We start from the raw sequence: 14750 nt of genomic DNA, 5'->3' as shown, positions 1-14750 counted from the left end.
GATGAGCGAAACCGAGCAGCAGGCCGTGGAATCGGCTCCTGTCGAACTGACGCCCGAGGAGCTGCAGCACCTCGACGACATGGAAGAGGCGATGCGCGACGTCGTCGACCCCGAACTCGGCATCAACGTGGTCGACCTGGGCCTGGTCTACGGCATGAAGTTCGAGGACGGCATCGCCAAACTCGACATGACCCTGACCTCCCCGGCCTGCCCGTTGACCGACGTCATCGAAGACCAGTCCCGCAACGCCCTGGTGCGCTCCGGCCTGGCCGAAGACCTGCAGATCAACTGGGTCTGGATGCCCCCGTGGGGTCCGGACAAGATCACCGACGACGGGCGTGAGCAGCTGCGCGCGCTCGGCTTCACGGTGTAATCGCCACCTTTTCAACGATATGCGGGCCGGTCCTTCGCGGATCGGCCCGCATTCGTTTGCGCGCGAAACCCTCCGTCCATCCCACCTGGCCTGCAGTGCGCAATAGAGTTGGGGCATGCGGACATTCGTGTGGCAGGGGATCGACGAGCCGCGGATGGAGATCGTCCGGGTGGAGAGCCTGGCGCGGGCGCACGGGACAATGGTGGGGGTGGCATACGAACTGCACTGGGAGTTGATCGGCGCGGAATTGAGCGTCGATGTGGGGGAGGGGCCGAGGCGGATCGCTCTGGCGGGAGCCGACTTCTTCGACCTGCAGCATTCCGCGTTCTTCAATTCGCTGCCGGTGCTGCGGGACGGACTGCTGACGAGTACCGCGCCGCGCGATTACACGATGCGGTATGTGAGCGTTCCGGATCTGACGGATGCGTTGACGGCGCAACAGTATCGGCCACGAGGTGCCGGGGTGATCGAGTTCATTTCCGGGGATTACCGGGCGGACATGGAGTTCGATGGGGACGGGTTCGTCACGGAGTACCGGGATTACCTGCGGCGTGTACACCCGTGAGAGGCGGTGCTCAGTCTATGAGCGCGGTGTCGAGGGGGTAACGGTCGGCGAGGGTGGTGCGGTCGTGGTAGTGGAAATTGAGGACGAGATCGTCTGCCACCTGGAACAGCTCGTCACGGCCTTCCAAAGGCTCGATCCAGTCCATGGGCAGCGCCGAGAGGCCGTGAATCGCGCCGATCAGATTGCCCGCGACCGCGCCGGTGGAGTCGGAGTCACCGGAATGGTTGACGGCCAGCAGGAGTCCGCCGCGGACATCACCGGTGCGGTAGGTGTACAGCGCGCAGTAGAGGGCGATGGCCAGGCATTCCTCTGCGGTCCAACCCCTTCCGATGAGTTCCACGTGCTCAGGGGTGGGTTCGCCCAGCTGCGCGATGGCCAGGGCAGCGGACAGGGCGGTGGTCGTCTCGGCGCTGGCGGGCATGGGGGCGAGGCGGGTGATGGTGTCGCGCACGGCGAGTGGGAGTTCGACCCCGGACAGGACACGGTCGAGAAGGATCGCGAAAGCGCCCGCCGACAGGTAGGCGGTGGGATGGCCGTGCGTGAGTTGGGCGCAGCGCATGGCGGTGTAGAAGGCGTGATCCGGCCCGAATCCCGCCAGGCCGAACGGGGCGGAGCGCATGACTGTTCCGCAACCCTTCGACTTCGGATTCACCGGCCCGGGCTCGCCGAACTCCAAGGGCGCGACGAATTCATCTGCCTGCCGCCGCAACCCGGTGAGGCAGGCGTTCCCCGGTGACCGCATGGCATACAGAAACCGATGTCCGGCAAGCCAGCCGTCGACCTCGGGCCCCGGCCGTTCCTGCTGCTGTGTATCGCGCCAGCGCAAATAGGCCCGCCGCAGCACCGGCGCCGGATCCGCACCCACCGGACACCGCAACAACCCCTCCGCGGTGAACAGCGTCATCTGTGTGTCATCGGTAATCTGCTGCGCCGCACCGGGAACCACGCCCGGCAGATACCCGCTGACGCCGGATTCCCCATGCCGCTGCCGAATCTGCGCCAAGGTCAAGAACTCGATTGGCCACCCCAACGCATCGCCGACCGCCCCACCCAGCATCGCACCCCGAACCCGATCGAACAGCCTCTCGTGCTCCTCCACCCCACCACCCTATGCGGAGGAAGATCATCCACCCGCAGCCACCGTTTCACTATCGTGGGGTCATGGCCTTGCGCACCGCGTTCACGGATCTGCTTGAAGTGCGCCATCCGATCGCCTCCGCGCCCATGGGCGGAACGGCCGGCGGCGCACTGGCCGCCGCCGTCTCCGAAGGCGGCGGTCTCGGATTGGTCGGCGGCGGCCGCGCCGACCCCGACTGGGTCGAGCGCGAACTGACCATCGTCACCGAACGCACCCAAAACCCCTGGGGAATAGGCTTTCTCGCCTGGGGCGCAACCGTCCCGGCCCTGCAACGCGCCCTGTCCTTCCACCCCCACGCGGTAATGCTGGGATTCGGCGACCTACGGCCATTCATCGACCCGATCAAATCCTCCGGTACGACCTTGATCACCCAGGTCACCGATATGGCCGAGGCAGAGCAGGCGATAGCGCTCGGAGCGGATGTGATTGTCGCGCAGGGCACCGAGAGCGGTGGGCACGGTGCGCGCAACGGCCGGTCGACACTCACGTTCGTGCCGGCCGTGATCGACCGTGCAGGATCGATTCCAGTGTTGGCCGCGGGCGGAATCGCCGACGGCCGGGGCCTCGCGGCCGTATTGGCACTCGGCGCGGCCGGTGCGCTCATCGGAACCCGCTTCCAGGCGAGTCTGGAAGCACTGGGCGATCCGTACATCGGCAAGGCCATTGTCGAGGCGGTCGGCGAGGACACCGAGCGCAGCGACCTGCTGGACATCGTGCGCGACGCGGGCTGGCCCTCGGAGTACACGGCGCGGACCCTGCCGCATCCGATTCTGGATGAATGGCGTGGTCGGGGAGCCGAGCTCGCGGTCGATGAGCAGGCCAAGCGGGCGTATCACCGGGGCGTGGAGCGCGGCGAGCTGCCGCCGACCCCGGTATGGGCAAGTGAGGCAGTCGATCTCATCGGCAGCCTGGAACCTGCCGCCGACCTCGTTTCGGCGCTCGCGGCCGAGGCCGAGGGGGCGCTGGCTCGAGCCATCGCCGGTCGCAGCGGGGAATGAGCGGCCGGTCGTACCGGGGAATGCGCGGGGATCCCCGTAGGATTTCCCGGTGACCTATGACGACTTCGACGGATTCGAGCATCTCGATACCTCCACGTTGCCGGAGCGGCAGCAGCGGATTCTGTGCAGCATTCGGGATTGGGTGCAGCGGCATGGGTATTCGCCGAGTACTCGGGAGATCGGGGAGTCGGTGGGGTTGAAGTCGGCTTCGTCTGTTTCGCGGCATTTGCGGGAGTTGGAGGAGCGGGGGTTCCTCAAGCGGAGTGAATCGGTTACGCGGCCCATGGATGTGCGGTTGTTCTTGAAGGCCGCGGGGCCCGAGCGGGTGCGGGACGAGAATTCGGTGCCGGTGCCCGTGGTCGGCGATATCGCGGCGGGGACGCCGATTCTGGCGGAGGAGCACACCGACGACGTGCTGTCGCTGCCGCGCGAACTGGTCGGTCGGGGAACCGTGTTCGGCCTGCGGGTTCGCGGGGATTCCATGGTCGATGCCGCCATCTGCGACGGGGACATCGTGGTGGTGCGCAAGCAGCACGAGGCCCACACCGGGGAGATCGTGGCCGCCATGATCGACGGCGAGGCGACGGTGAAGGTGTACAAGCGCAGCAACGGCCACGTGTACCTGGAACCGCGCAATCCGGCGTATCCGATCATCGATGGCGACAATGCCCAGGTACTGGGTAAGGTCGTCTCGGTCATGCGCCGTGTCTGACGGTCTGGCATGATGACGCCCGTTATCACCTTCCATCCCCGGGGAGTATCGAATGTCGTTGCTGCGCAAGGCCGGTATCGGCCTCGCCGTTACGTCGATGGCCGCGATGGGCACCGTGGCCGCCGGAGAAGCCTCCGCGGCGGACGCGGACCCGGTCTTCGTCGCCACCTCCGGTGACCTGTACGGCGCGCTCGCGCTGTCCAAGTCCACCGGAAATGTCGCGTATGCCGTGAATTACAGCAGCTGGGACGGTGCCGACGGCGCCGCCGTCGAGAAGTGCGGTGGCGGCGACTGTGCCGTCGTCGTGCACTTCGCCAATGCCTGCGGTGCGGTGGCGCAGGGCGCCGACACCCGTTTCGGCTGGGCCTGGGCCCCGTCGAAGTCGGAGGCGGAGTCCTCGGCCATCAATGTGCTCGGCAAGAGCGCCCCGTCCTTCCCGGACACGGGCTCCTCCTCGCCGCGTCAGGCCAAGGTCATCCTGTCGGCCTGCACCGACAACGCCAGCTGAGCAAAATCGGCGAAATGCCCCGGCGCCACACCGGATTGCTCCGGTGTGGCGCTGTTTTGTCTGCTGGAGTCCGTTTTCCAGCAACACGCCCGCCCGCCCGGGGATGATTTCCCGGTGGACGACATCACCTACGAGGACACCCGGTTCGCCCTGCACGCGGCGGCCGAACTTTTGATCGCCGGTCCGCAGTACCGCCGCTTCGGCAGCATTCGCATGCGCATCGTGCTGGGCGGCTTCACCGGGATGAAATGGCCGGTGTCGGTGACGGGCACCGATCTGGTGTGGCCGCAGGGCCGCATTCGCCTGCACGGCACCTACAGTGACCTCGCCCTGACCGCCGGTTTCGAGGCCGACGGCCCGCCCGAGGGCCTCTACTCCGACGGCACCCGCATGGATCCGGACGAACCCTTCACCGTCGATGCCGATGCCGCCACCAAGGTGCACGACTGGTTCGCGGTGGGGGACACCGCATTACGGCGCTTCGCGGCCGAGCAACCGGTGTTGTGGCCGGAGCATTTCGACTTATCGGTCGCCGTCGACGAGGTGAACTACGGTGTCTCACCGGGTGATTGGGACAATCCACAGCCGTACGCCTATGTCGGGCCGTGGACGCGACGGCGTGGCGAGTTCTGGAACGCGCCGTTCGGTGCCATGCGGCCGCGGGCCGAGGTGGCCACGGTCGAGAGCCTGCTGGAGTTCTTTCGGGAGGGGAAATCCCGTGCGGCGCAGGATTAATAGGTGATGTGGGTCTTCAGTACGTCGCCAAACTCGGTGCCGAGGATGAGCACGCTGTTGTCGGTCGGGCTCAGGACGACCGAGGTCAAGGGCTCGCCGGACAGCAGGACGCAACTCGTGTGCGCGGCGGGATCCGCGCGCACGAGTTGTCCTGTGCCGGTGGCGATGTAGAGCAGGCCGTCCGCCCCGATCGCCAGATCGTCGGGTAACAGGGGTGGGGTGAGCGTTGCGGGGGAGAGGTCGACCGCGACGGTGGCACGCGCGGGATCGTCGATGGGGAGGGCGACGACCCGTGCGGTCTGGCTCTCCAACAGTGTCACGTAGAGGGTTCGGCCCGCGACGACCACGCCGTCGGCTCCGGACCCATTGGCCGACAGTGCGGTTCGCGCGCTGTCGGTCCAGGCCGCGTCGATGCTGCCGTCCGGGCGGATTCGCTCGACCGAGTTCGCGGACGTGTCGGCCACATAGAGATTGCCGTCGCCGTCGAAGGCCGCGCCGTTGGCCTGGCCGAGGCCGGAGATGAACACCTCCGGCTGCGGGGTTGAAGCCGCGGGATCGAACCGCACGACTCCGCCCTGGCTGGTCAGGCCGGTGAACGGCGAATTGCCGAAGGTCACGTACAACAGGCCGTCGGGCCCGAGCCGGACCGCGCCCGGGCTCGTCACCGGAACGCTGGTCACCAACTGGCCGTTGCTGTCGTACTTCTCCACCGCGTTCCGGTAGACGCGCGAGACCCACAGGTTTCCCGCCCCATCGACGCCGAGGTTCTCGGACCAGTCGACCAGCGGCGCTCGCGTCGGCAGCACCGTGTGCACGGGTCTGTCGGCGGAGCAGGAGGCCGCCACCGGCGTGGCGGGCGCATCCGCGGCGGCCGGACCCGCTAGGCCGCTCGTAACGACCACTAGCGCCGCGATTCCGGCACCGACGATCCGCCCTCGAGAATGGGTACGCCTCCGGGAATCCGATTGCCGCCCTCGGGAATCCGTTTGCGGCACAGCTGCTCCCGGTCGCGGATCCGGCATCGAGGCGTTCCCTTCGGTGGGCGATGATCAACCGGTAGCGTAAACCGCCCGGTCTAGCCCGGCAATCCTGGTTCGAGCGGTGCGGTGTGGAGGAAGGCTTCGACCGCATGCGGCGTGCGCAGCACCTCGACCCGCGCCGAGCTCGCATACTCATCGATGGCCGCTATGACCAGCGGCAGGCTCCGGCGTCGATAGCCGATCATCCACCGCCAGAACGCAAGGTTCTCGCGCGAGCGGCGAAGCGCCCGCCACGCGCACCGCCACAGCGGAAAGTCCAGCACCACAACGGTATCCGCCGCCCGCAACCGAACCTGGAGCACGTCATAGGGGCCGAGATCCCCGTCCATGATCCAGGCCGGTGCCCGCGTGAGCTCCTCCTGCACCGCGACCCACCGCACGCGTGACAGCGGCGTCAGATCCGGCGGCCAGAAGTGCTGGTCCAACTCGACCACCGGAATCCCGGTCGCCGCATTGAGATCCCGGGCAAATGTCGACTTGCCCGCACCCCCGCGACCCAGGATCACGATCTTCTTCATGCCGTCACCCTCTCATCGCTTGGTCGCGCGATGGGCCCGAACGCGTTCGCGATTGCCGCACGAGGACGACGAGCACCAGCGGCGGGGTCTGCCGCCGCCGGACGCGACGAAGACCGTGCCGCAGGTATCGGCCTCGCACTGGTGCAGGCGATCTCGCTCGGGGCCGGTGAGCAGGTCGACAGCATCGCGGGCGATCAGGTTCAGCGCCTGGTCGGCCGACAGTGGTGTGCGATCGAGGAAGAAGCCATTGCGTTTGTCCCAGACCATTGGTGGCCGAACACTCGGGCGCGCGGCACGGGCGTTGACCGCGGTGAGCGCGGCGGGGTCCGGTGCTCGATTCGTCGCCGCGGCCTCGACCAGCTCGTACACGGCTTCGCGAAGCGTCTTCGCGGCCTCGAGATCGGCATCGCCGCATGCTTCGATCTCCAAACCGTGGATGCCGAGCCAGGCGCGCAGTGCCCGGGCGTCGGGTAGTCGTTCGATCGGCGCCTCGGTGAATCGCCCGCCGACCGTCGCGACCAGATTGAGGCTGATGTGCTCGGTATTCGCCACCCTGCCACCTCCATGTAATGGGTTGACACGTTACAGCATACCGGAGTAGTAATGATTCGAACCATTACTTCACGGATTCGGAGTTCCGAGAATGCCTTTCGCACGCGTCACCATCGCCAACCCTGACCTGCCCGCCGACACCCAGTCCGACCTGGCGGCCGACATCACCGCCCTGCTGGAGAAGGACCTGCTCAAGGAGCCCGAAGTCACGGTCGTCCAGGTCAACCTGGTTCCGGCCGACCGCTGGTTCGTGGCCGCCGCCCGTCCGTTCGACGCGACCGGCGTCCACCTCGAGGTGAGCATTACCGCCGGTACCAATACCGCCGCGGAGAAGGCCGCCTTCATCGAGCACGCCTACGCCGTACTGGCCGACCGGCTCGGGTCCCTCCCCGCGGCCGCATATGTCGCCCTCTACGAACTCGATGGCGAAAGCTACGGCTACAACGGCGTCACGCAACTCGCGCGCCGCCGCCTCGACCCCGCCGAGAAGGACTGAGCCGTCGAGGATTAGGGCCTCACGGGTGGGTGGTTAGTCGCTCGGTGGAGTTGTTCGCCAGTGCCGCTTCGACATTGGTGATACCGGCGCGCACACCCAGCCCGTAGCCGTCCTCATCGAGAGCGTCGAGGCGGGTGTGCGCGGCCTCCAGGTGACGGCGGGCGGTGTCGAAAGCGCCCAGGCGACGGTAGTTGTCGGCGAGGTTGAGGTGCAGCGACGGATAGAAGCCGCGCACGCTCAATCCCGCGTGATGCGCCTGGGCGCGCTCGTCGGTCAACGCGTCAGCCGCATCGAGGGCGCGGATATCCCAGGTTAGGGCATCGGCCGCGTGCTCGTGTAGGTCGGCCAGGAAGTGCGCCAGCGAAACCCGGTGCAGCGGATCCCCGCCCGCGCCGATGGTGTCCCACAGTGCGATCAGCCGCTCCCGCGCTTGCGCCGTATCCCCTTGGCGGCCAAGGGTTACGGCGTCATTGATCACGCTCATGGTCTCGTCGACGGCAGTCATGGCATCGACGGTAGACCGGGGCACCGACAACTAGCGGGCGAGCTTCCCGTGCCGCCCGTCCCCGGCAATGCGCCCGCGCCGAATCAGATCGCGCTTCGTGCCCGGTCCGAGCGTGACCTGTTCGTCCTCCTCGCCCGACGTGGCTTCGGCGGGATTGGTCCGTACGAACAGCGTGACCGTGGTGCCCTCGGTGAATCCGTTCTTGCGCATCATTCCCGCCGAGGCGGAATTGTGCAGCTCCACATCGGTGACGATGCGGCGCGCACCGTGCTTGAAAAGCAGGTCGCAGCAGGCGGTCATGAGCTTGCCCGCGACACCGCGCCCCTGCATGTCCGGCGAGACCGCGATCCACTCCAGATACGCCCAGTCCTCGCGCAGCTCGAATTCCATGGAGGCGAGCACGAATCCGACCACCCGGTCCGAGTCCACCGCCACCCAGCAGGACTTACCGGCACTGTCGAGGTGCTCGGCCACCGAGGTCAACGACCAGGAGGTGTAGGGCTTGGCGTGGGTGTCGAACACCTGGTAGCCGAGGTCGATGACCTGACGCAGGTGGCCGAGGCCCATGGGGACGATGGCGATATCGGGTTGGATGGATATGTCGGATTCCATGACCCACAGTTTGCCAGGTGGGTGCTGTCGGTCCGGGTACCCGTGGATGAGTGGGTCACGAAAGTGACGTGTTATTACGCGCCCTTGCGGGTCTGCTTGGCCGGGGCCTTCTTCGCGGCGGCCTTCTTGGCGGGCTTCTTCTCGGCGGTGGCCTTGGTCGCTTTGGCGGCCTTGGTCGCCTTCGCGGGTGCGGCAGGCGCGGCATTGGCCTTGCGTCCGGAGGCTTCGAGGCTGCGCTGCAAGGCGGCGACCAGGTCCACGACCTCGGCATCCATCTCCGGCGCGGCGGCTTCGGGTGCCCGGGTGACCTTGCTGCTGCCGCTGGCGATCGCCTCGTCGAGCAGCTTCTTCAATTCGATTTGATACTCGTCCACGTACAGGCTCGGATCGAAATCGTCGGACAGCGTATCGACCAGCGTCTCCGCCATCTGCAATTCCTGCTTCTTGGGCTCGGCGACATCATCGAGTTTGTCGAACGCCACCGACCGCACCTCATCGGGCCACAACAGCGTCTGCAACACCAGCACCCCGTCGCGCACCCGCAGCGCCCCCAGCCGCGTCTTCTGCCGTAACGTGAAATGCACCAGCGCCACCCGATCCACCCGTTCGAGCGTCTTCGCCAGCAGCACATAGGCTTTCGGCGTAGTCGAATCGGGCTCCAGATAGTAGCTCTTGTCGAACAGAATCGGATCGATCTGCTCCGACGGCACGAATTGCAACACCGGAATCTCGTGCTTCTCCGCCGCCGGAAGCTTCGCGAAATCCTCGTCGGTCAAAATCACCCGATCCCCATCCGGCGACTCATACGCCCGATCAATATCGGAGTACTGCACCGGCTGCCCATCCACGGTGCACACCCGCTCATACCGAATCCGCCCCCCGTCCACGGCATGCACCTGGTGAAACTTGATGTCATGGTCCTCCGTGGCGGTGTACACCTTCACGGGAACATTCACCAGCCCGAACGCGATGGAGCCCTTCCATATGGACCGCATTGTCCGATCCTACGTCGGACGGCGTGTCCTGGTCGGTAACACGCCGCCGACCTGCGGTTTTCGGGTGGCTGATGGTTGTCGTGGGCGGTTGGTAGTGGTCCTCTGACGGCCTGTGGACGGCCTGGAAATTGATCTTGTGGTGGATTGATAGGAGTCCTGAACTGCATGGATTGTGGGGAGCGGGTCGGCATGCCACTGGATCTCGGTTCTGCGGAGATCCTCGATCGGCGCAGTGGGCTGATCGGCTCCTGGCTGCTGAGGACCATGGTCCGGAGTTTGATCAACGGCCTTGTTGACGTCGGACGTGAGTCGCGTTCGCGGAGCGGTTAATGAGACACACTGTCCGGCAACGAGACTCACGCAAACCGTACCGCATATCTAGTGGACTGCCGCCGAAACGGACTGTAAGTTTGTTTTCAGTGGGGTGTGCGACGCAGATCGTCGCACCCTGCGAGCGATGACCGACGACTCGTACCGACGCGTGTGCCGACCGATTCGTTCTGCCTCACTGCCCCGTCCCGACGCGGTGGAAAGACCACCATAAAGGGGGGTTTCGCATGGATGACGCGAACGCCAACGTAGATATGCCCGACCATCATCGGGGTCGGTTCGTCCGGTTGACCGGTCGAACCGCCGCCCATCAACTAGAGCGGCCCTCGTTAGACGAACGTCTTCGACAATGGGTCGTGACCCTCACCCCGATCATCACCGCGGTTTCTACTGCGATCGTGACCATCCTTCTGCGCTGACCCGCACAGGACTGCACCCGGGTTGTCGGACAGGCAGCTTCGACAACCCGGTCATCGATCCGCCCACGAGCGTTCCACCGATCGTTCCAACGATGGCAAGAATCTGAGTCAGCGCTCGACATATGTTGCCGGACTGGTGACCTCAGCGGCATGCCTTGTCGTTCAGATCCGAGCTTCCGGCGTGCACTCGGCAGGGGCAATAGACTTCAGGTCGTGAGCCACCGAAGTCGACTGTGCCACTTCGTCCTCGACGTCACAGACCTCGATCGCGCCATCGAGTTCTGGAGTCGCGCGCTCGACGCGACCGAGGAACCCGTAAACCCAGAAAGCCGCCACGTGTATCGACGGTTGCGGTTACCCGACGCCGAGATACGGATCCTGCTACAGGCAACCACAGACAAGAAGGTGTCAAAGGAACGGATGCACCTCGACATCGAGACCGACGACGTGCCGGCCGAAGTCGCGCGGCTCGAGGCGCTCGGTGCGGTCCGGTGGGATCATCAGCAAGAACGCGGCTACGACTTCTGGGTCTTACGCGACCCGTTCGACAACGAATTCTGTGTGCTCCAAACCGAATTCCCTGATCAGCTCGCCCGCCGTCCATCGTGGGACTAAGAGCCTCTCGCGGTCGGACCGTCCATCGTGCGCGTGACCCCGTTAGAGGTGTCTGTCCAGGCCGATAATGTCGGCAGTACAGCTCAAACGGTGTCGACCGATTCGGGCGAGTGGCGGGCGCTGGGTACGGCAGCGACGTCGTCTGACGGCCAGTGGACGGCCCGGGAATCGATCTTGTTGTGAGATTGATGCGTAACTTCTTGCTGGAAAGCTGGTGATCGAAGCCGTTTTCACCCTGAGCAGTAGCCGCCTCTAGGAGGCTGTCCGCCTTCGAGTGTGAGTTCCCATCCGGGGCAGAGTCGTTTTACTTCTGCGCGTCGAAGCACAGCAATAGCGTCCGGCACCTTAACGGACTTCGGTGTGGTCACCGACTGTTGCTGCGGGAGAGCGGTTTTCATTGGTGGTTGGCGCCCTGGTTTTTCGCCAGACCCACAAGGCAGCAGCGGTGCACAAAAGCACCAGGCCGACGTCGATAGCGCTCGACGCGAGGCGCTGGTACCACGCCTGGTCGAGGACGGTCCTGCGAGGAAGAAGCACAAGCATCAAGAACCCGAATGCGAAGTACGCGAGCAGCCACGTCAGTACCCAGCTCAGCGCGTTGCGCAGCCCCTCGCTCCAGGGTCTGGCTTTGGGCGTGCCGCGCCAGTGAATCCACAGTGCTGAGGTGGTGAATCCGACTGTCGCCGAAAGGCACAGGGCCAACCACCACTCGCGACTGCACATCGCTACCAATGGTGGTGGTGGCGATGACACCAATGTAAAGGCAGTACACCGCATAGATCCCGAAAACCACTACCCATGCCCGGCGCAGCACAGCCCACAAACGTGCACGGATAGGCTGCGGCTCGGCATCAGCCTGTGCACGGGTGCTGTTCCACAGCCAGGTAGCCGCCGCCGACGCCGCAATCACCAATGCCAGAAAAGTCGATGTGTCCCCGATTCGGCCGTACCAGTACTCGGGGTTCGCACTTCGCGGCGAATCCGCTGGAGGAAAGACGCCCAGCATCCCCCAAAGCGACCACGAGCAGCAGGCACGCCGCGATTGCGATCCGCCGAAGAACCTTCCAGCCACTGCCTGGGGTCGACTGCTCCACGTTCTTGTCGCGGCACGTGACCGGGATTTCCGGAGCATGCTGGTGTGGCAGCTCGGTCATCGATTCAGCATACTTCTGGCAAATATGTCGATCATTCGTTTTGGACCCGAAGCCGAGTGCGGCGTCGGTGACCCTGAATCAGAGTGAGGCCGCAGTGGGTGACGCCATCGCTGGTGCGCCCACGGTGGTCGGTCGACGCCCGGAGGGTGAGTGCGGATTACCTCGAACGGTCCCCTGTAGATGCCCATCGATGTGGACGTCACCCGCCCGCGTTTCGAGACCGACCGGTGAGGGCGAACCGATGAATGGGTGGCCGACCAAGGGGAAGCGGCTCTGCCTGTGACTGGCTGGGATCGATCGGGTTGGCGGGACGCTTGAAGGTCTTCAGGGAGAACCCGGAAGAGTCCGTAGAGCACCCGAAGCGGTTTTCGTCGGCGTGGCCTCCGTCACCCCGCGCGGGTGAAGGTGAGGAAGTATTCGGCGATCGTTTCGGGGTGTTGGGCTGGGGCTCAATGGTTTCCGTCGATGAGGTGGGTGCGCAGGTCGGTCACGAAGCGGCGCGGGGCGGTCGTCTGGCAGGCGACGGTGACATTGACGTCGTTCGCCGGGGCGAGAACCTGCGTCGGGATCGAGACCGAGTGCGGACGCGGACACAGCAGCCGCCCGAGATTGGCTCGGTACAAGGCGATTCCAGCGAGCGCGTCCGCCCGCGACGCGGGTGTATGCGGCGCGCTGCCCGCGGGTTCCCCACGGGCACTGGAGGCGGCGACGACGCGGTCGACGACGCCGCGGCGGACGGCGAATTCAGCGGCGGTGGGCACGTTTCTACCTTCCGCCGAATCCGATCCGCTCGGCAGGGCCGTCAAGGCCTGTACCGGGACGACGTTCGTCCTTGGAACTGCCTGTCGCAGAAGGAAGGTCATTCTCGATGCGGAGTTGATCTCGGCAATTGCCGCCGACGAATCCATCACATACACCGTTGACGGACGGCGCGCGCGATACCCACAGCGCGGACGCGACACAGTGCGACACTCGTGCGATGCCGTATCCGAGACGAGTGCGGCACCGGCTGACTCTGCGCCCCCGAACCCTGCCAATGACGCAAAACAGTGCTTGCGGGGTGTAATCCAATTCGAGGGAAGCCTTTTCGTGGTAACGCACATCACGAACTTTATTTACGAAATATATCTTGCAGCGCATCTGGTGGTTACCGGCGAGTTTACTTCCGCTCAATTGCGGGCATCGGGGTACCGCGCATATCCTGTGGTCGCGATCCGGTGCGGGGGCGCAATCATTTCGGTGATATCCGCCGATGGGGCTGAACAAGAGGAGTTTGTCTGTGTTTGCAGTGAATTCGAAGGCGGAGCTTCGATGACCACCTGTACCGGATTGTCCCCCGAACTGGCGCGATCGTGGTGGCTGTTGTCGGCGACCTCCGACAACACCGGCCGCATGGTGGGTACCCGCGCCGACGTCGCTGTGATCGACCTGGAGGACGGTGTGGCTCCGCAGCGAAAGGCCTTCGCGCGCACCGTGGCCCGTGGGATTCTCGAGCAGGGTCCGGCCTGGATCCGCATCAACGATGTTCGCTCGCCGTACTGGCGCGACGATGTCGAGGCGATCGGCGATCTGTCCCAGCTGGCGGGTGTCATGATCGCGAAGGTCGACTCGGCGACCGATGTCGAGCTGGTCTCCGCCGCCCTTCCCGTGTCGGTGCCGCTGGTCGCGTTCATCGAGACGGCCGTGGCCTTGGAAGCAGCGCGGGAGATCGCCGATCATTCCCGGGTCTGCCGTCTCGCCCTGGGCAGTGGCGATCTGCGCATGGATCTGGGGGCGGAGCCCGGATCGGCGATTCTGGATTACGCGCGGTCGCGGTTGGTCGTCGCCAGCCGGGCCGCGGGGCTGCCGGGACCCATCGATGGCCCGTCGATCGGGAACGACGACGGCATCGTGCAACGGGAGACCGCCTCGGCACGTTCGCTGGGCATGACCGGCCGACTGTGTCTCGACCCAGCGCACGCCGCCCTCATCAATACCGTCCTCAGCCCGACCGTCGACGACATCGCGGCGGCGCGAGCGACCATCGCCCAGCTCGGTTCGGACGGAGCCAACGCGACCAAGGGCAGCGACATCCCGCGTTTGCGCCGTGCGCACCGCACCATCGACCTCGCCTCCCGGTTCGATCTGATCTAGGGTCGCGGGTCGAGAACCATCGAAAAGGTCGTGCCCGACCGGACGGTGCCCTCTGTCGTGCGAATTCGTCTGTCGGCCAGGGTGAATGGGCCGGTGTTGAGGACGTTGGTCTCGGTAGCGAGGTCTTCGGGCTCTGCTGGGGTCGGGTTGGTCGTGTGATCCTCGAAGTCGACGCGGTCGAAGGCGTTTCGCCGGTCAGGGCGCGAGGAGGCGAGATCGATGGATATGAACAATATGGACATGTCGTCGCCGCTGATGCAGATGTGTCACGCGGTCATGATGTGGCTGCATCAGCAGGGCATCCTGCCGCCGATGGCGATGTGACCGTCCGTCACTGGTGGCCGCCTGGCGG

General features: G+C 65.4%; 18 protein-coding genes. 9 read left to right on the top strand and 9 right to left on the bottom strand.

The window, feature by feature from the left end; genetic code table 11:
* The first annotated feature begins 1 nt into the window (after nucleotide 1).
* Entirely contained in the window at nucleotides 2-373 is a 372-nt protein-coding gene (locus VMT65_RS09640; protein WP_326307722.1) for a metal-sulfur cluster assembly factor, read from the top strand.
* 115 nt (nucleotides 374-488) lie between these two features.
* Nucleotides 489-938 (top strand): putative glycolipid-binding domain-containing protein, encoded by a 450-nt coding sequence (locus VMT65_RS09635; protein ID WP_326307721.1) that lies wholly within the window; start codon nucleotides 489-491, stop codon nucleotides 936-938.
* A gap of 10 nt (nucleotides 939-948) precedes the next feature.
* On the opposite strand, the gene VMT65_RS09630 is transcribed toward VMT65_RS09635, so the two are convergent.
* Nucleotides 949-2037, bottom strand: a complete 1089-nt coding sequence (locus VMT65_RS09630; RefSeq protein WP_326307720.1) for an ADP-ribosylglycohydrolase family protein — start codon at nucleotides 2035-2037, stop codon at nucleotides 949-951.
* A 62-nt stretch (nucleotides 2038-2099) separates the two neighbouring features.
* Here VMT65_RS09630 and VMT65_RS09625 point away from each other — a divergent pair, with 62 nt between their 5' ends.
* From VMT65_RS09625 to VMT65_RS09610, 4 genes are all read left to right on the top strand, one after another.
* Nucleotides 2100-3074 carry an NAD(P)H-dependent flavin oxidoreductase gene (locus VMT65_RS09625; protein WP_326307719.1) on the top strand — a complete coding sequence of 325 codons (975 nt, stop codon included), beginning with the start codon at nucleotides 2100-2102 and terminating at the stop codon, nucleotides 3072-3074.
* A 49-nt stretch (nucleotides 3075-3123) separates the two neighbouring features.
* Entirely contained in the window at nucleotides 3124-3786 is a 663-nt protein-coding gene (gene lexA, locus VMT65_RS09620; RefSeq protein WP_326307718.1) for a transcriptional repressor LexA, read from the top strand.
* A gap of 52 nt (nucleotides 3787-3838) precedes the next feature.
* On the top strand, nucleotides 3839-4294 hold the full coding sequence (locus VMT65_RS09615; protein WP_326307717.1) for a DUF4189 domain-containing protein: 456 nt from the start codon (nucleotides 3839-3841) through the stop codon (nucleotides 4292-4294).
* 114 nt (nucleotides 4295-4408) lie between these two features.
* Nucleotides 4409-5029 (top strand): hypothetical protein, encoded by a 621-nt coding sequence (locus VMT65_RS09610; protein WP_326307716.1) that lies wholly within the window; start codon nucleotides 4409-4411, stop codon nucleotides 5027-5029.
* Here VMT65_RS09610 and VMT65_RS09605 read toward each other — a convergent pair.
* The 3 genes from VMT65_RS09605 to VMT65_RS09595 form a co-directional block, all read right to left on the bottom strand.
* On the bottom strand, nucleotides 5026-5931 hold the full coding sequence (locus VMT65_RS09605; protein WP_326307715.1) for an SMP-30/gluconolactonase/LRE family protein: 906 nt from the start codon (nucleotides 5929-5931) through the stop codon (nucleotides 5026-5028). The genes VMT65_RS09610 and VMT65_RS09605 overlap by 4 nt on opposite strands.
* A gap of 173 nt (nucleotides 5932-6104) precedes the next feature.
* Complete coding sequence (locus VMT65_RS09600; protein ID WP_326307714.1) at nucleotides 6105-6587, bottom strand: adenylate kinase; 483 nt, start codon at nucleotides 6585-6587, stop codon at nucleotides 6105-6107.
* 12 nt (nucleotides 6588-6599) lie between these two features.
* Complete coding sequence (locus VMT65_RS09595; RefSeq protein ID WP_326307713.1) at nucleotides 6600-7139, bottom strand: CGNR zinc finger domain-containing protein; 540 nt, start codon at nucleotides 7137-7139, stop codon at nucleotides 6600-6602.
* A gap of 91 nt (nucleotides 7140-7230) precedes the next feature.
* On the opposite strand from VMT65_RS09595, the gene VMT65_RS09590 reads away from it, so the two are divergent.
* Complete coding sequence (locus VMT65_RS09590) at nucleotides 7231-7635, top strand: tautomerase family protein (protein WP_326307712.1); 405 nt, start codon at nucleotides 7231-7233, stop codon at nucleotides 7633-7635.
* A 19-nt stretch (nucleotides 7636-7654) separates the two neighbouring features.
* Here the strand turns inward: VMT65_RS09590 and VMT65_RS09585 are convergent, their stop codons facing one another.
* The 3 genes from VMT65_RS09585 to ku all read right to left on the bottom strand — a co-directional run bounded on the left by VMT65_RS09585 (nucleotide 7655) and on the right by ku (nucleotide 9747).
* Complete coding sequence (locus VMT65_RS09585; RefSeq protein WP_326307711.1) at nucleotides 7655-8140, bottom strand: hypothetical protein; 486 nt, start codon at nucleotides 8138-8140, stop codon at nucleotides 7655-7657.
* A gap of 30 nt (nucleotides 8141-8170) precedes the next feature.
* Nucleotides 8171-8752, bottom strand: coding sequence for a GNAT family N-acetyltransferase (locus VMT65_RS09580; RefSeq protein ID WP_326307710.1), 582 nt, complete (start codon nucleotides 8750-8752; stop codon nucleotides 8171-8173).
* 74 nt (nucleotides 8753-8826) lie between these two features.
* The gene (ku, locus tag VMT65_RS09575) at nucleotides 8827-9747 is read right to left on the bottom strand and encodes a non-homologous end joining protein Ku (protein WP_326307709.1); all 921 of its coding nucleotides are present in this window, start codon (nucleotides 9745-9747) and stop codon (nucleotides 8827-8829) included.
* A 962-nt stretch (nucleotides 9748-10709) separates the two neighbouring features.
* Here ku and VMT65_RS09570 point away from each other — a divergent pair.
* Nucleotides 10710-11111: a VOC family protein gene (locus VMT65_RS09570; protein ID WP_326307708.1), complete on the top strand. Its 402-nt coding sequence runs from the start codon at nucleotides 10710-10712 to the stop codon at nucleotides 11109-11111.
* Between the two features lie 851 nt (nucleotides 11112-11962).
* On the opposite strand, the gene VMT65_RS09565 is transcribed toward VMT65_RS09570, so the two are convergent.
* Complete coding sequence (locus tag VMT65_RS09565) at nucleotides 11963-12265, bottom strand: hypothetical protein (RefSeq protein ID WP_326307707.1); 303 nt, start codon at nucleotides 12263-12265, stop codon at nucleotides 11963-11965.
* A 449-nt stretch (nucleotides 12266-12714) separates the two neighbouring features.
* Nucleotides 12715-13026, bottom strand: a complete 312-nt coding sequence (locus tag VMT65_RS09560; RefSeq protein WP_326307706.1) for a hypothetical protein — start codon at nucleotides 13024-13026, stop codon at nucleotides 12715-12717.
* A 550-nt stretch (nucleotides 13027-13576) separates the two neighbouring features.
* Between VMT65_RS09560 and VMT65_RS09555 the strand changes: the two genes are divergently transcribed.
* Nucleotides 13577-14398 carry an HpcH/HpaI aldolase/citrate lyase family protein gene (locus VMT65_RS09555; protein ID WP_326307705.1) on the top strand — a complete coding sequence of 274 codons (822 nt, stop codon included), beginning with the start codon at nucleotides 13577-13579 and terminating at the stop codon, nucleotides 14396-14398.
* Nucleotides 14399-14750: the final 352 nt, after the last annotated feature.

This window comes from Nocardia sp. CDC153, assembly GCF_035818515.1.
Taxonomy (GTDB): domain Bacteria; phylum Actinomycetota; class Actinomycetes; order Mycobacteriales; family Mycobacteriaceae; genus Nocardia.
Note: the sequence above shows the minus strand (reverse complement) of the source record. Positions and strands in the feature narration are given on the sequence as shown.

Excerpts from the sequence above, each read along its gene's own strand:
- VMT65_RS09555 (WP_326307705.1), top strand. The coding sequence starts at position 13,577 with ATGACCACCTGTACCGGATTGTCCCCCGAACTGGCGCGATCGTGGTGG.
- VMT65_RS09590 (WP_326307712.1), top strand. The coding sequence starts at position 7,231 with ATGCCTTTCGCACGCGTCACCATCGCCAACCCTGACCTGCCCGCCGAC.
- VMT65_RS09625 (WP_326307719.1), top strand. The coding sequence starts at position 2,100 with ATGGCCTTGCGCACCGCGTTCACGGATCTGCTTGAAGTGCGCCATCCG.
- VMT65_RS09635 (WP_326307721.1), top strand. The coding sequence starts at position 489 with ATGCGGACATTCGTGTGGCAGGGGATCGACGAGCCGCGGATGGAGATC.
- VMT65_RS09615 (WP_326307717.1), top strand. The coding sequence starts at position 3,839 with ATGTCGTTGCTGCGCAAGGCCGGTATCGGCCTCGCCGTTACGTCGATG.
- ku (WP_326307709.1), bottom strand. The coding sequence starts at position 9,747 with ATGCGGTCCATATGGAAGGGCTCCATCGCGTTCGGGCTGGTGAATGTT.
- VMT65_RS09600 (WP_326307714.1), bottom strand. The coding sequence starts at position 6,587 with ATGAAGAAGATCGTGATCCTGGGTCGCGGGGGTGCGGGCAAGTCGACA.
- VMT65_RS09565 (WP_326307707.1), bottom strand. The coding sequence starts at position 12,265 with ATGACCGAGCTGCCACACCAGCATGCTCCGGAAATCCCGGTCACGTGC.
- VMT65_RS09640 (WP_326307722.1), top strand. The coding sequence starts at position 2 with ATGAGCGAAACCGAGCAGCAGGCCGTGGAATCGGCTCCTGTCGAACTG.
- VMT65_RS09585 (WP_326307711.1), bottom strand. The coding sequence starts at position 8,140 with ATGACTGCCGTCGACGAGACCATGAGCGTGATCAATGACGCCGTAACC.
- VMT65_RS09580 (WP_326307710.1), bottom strand. The coding sequence starts at position 8,752 with ATGGAATCCGACATATCCATCCAACCCGATATCGCCATCGTCCCCATG.